The 420-nt window shown below is 67.4% G+C and carries 1 pseudogene; it reads right to left on the bottom strand.

Annotated elements, in window-relative coordinates:
- Positions 1-54 precede the first annotated feature (54 nt).
- A pseudogene (locus D7Y13_RS43695) lies at positions 55-420 on the bottom strand (hypothetical protein); the annotation flags it as partial.

The following is a 420-nucleotide window of genomic DNA, read 5'->3' as shown; positions in this document are numbered from 1 at the left end:
CCGAGATCTACACCCTAGAGTTCGTCGGCAGCGTCAGATGTGTATAAAAGACAGGTCATGCACCGCCGACAGCGCCAGCGTGTAGCGGCCCGGGACAGGGGGCCGACCGAAGAGGACGTGCTGCACGTCCAGGGCCACTTCCGCCCCCGTCAGGCGAGCGCTCAGCACGTCCGAGACGAAGGCCTCCGCGTACACCGGCCCCAGCGTCCCCGTCGCGATGACGCCGGCTGGGTGGTAGTCGGGGTTGAGGCGGTTGCCGTAGCGCCGCACAAGGTGGCCGGACAAGAGGGAGTAGCCCTCCATCATCCCCAGCCACACCGAGTTGGGCGTGTCCCCTCCCACCATGAAAAGGCGCACCATCTGCCCCCAGTCGGACAGCGTGTCCCAGTCCTCCTTCCTCACGAGGCCCGCCCCTTCCCC

The organism is Corallococcus praedator (assembly GCF_003612125.1).
Taxonomy (GTDB): Bacteria; Myxococcota; Myxococcia; order Myxococcales; family Myxococcaceae; genus Corallococcus; species Corallococcus praedator.
This window is presented reverse-complemented; position numbering and strand designations above follow the sequence as displayed.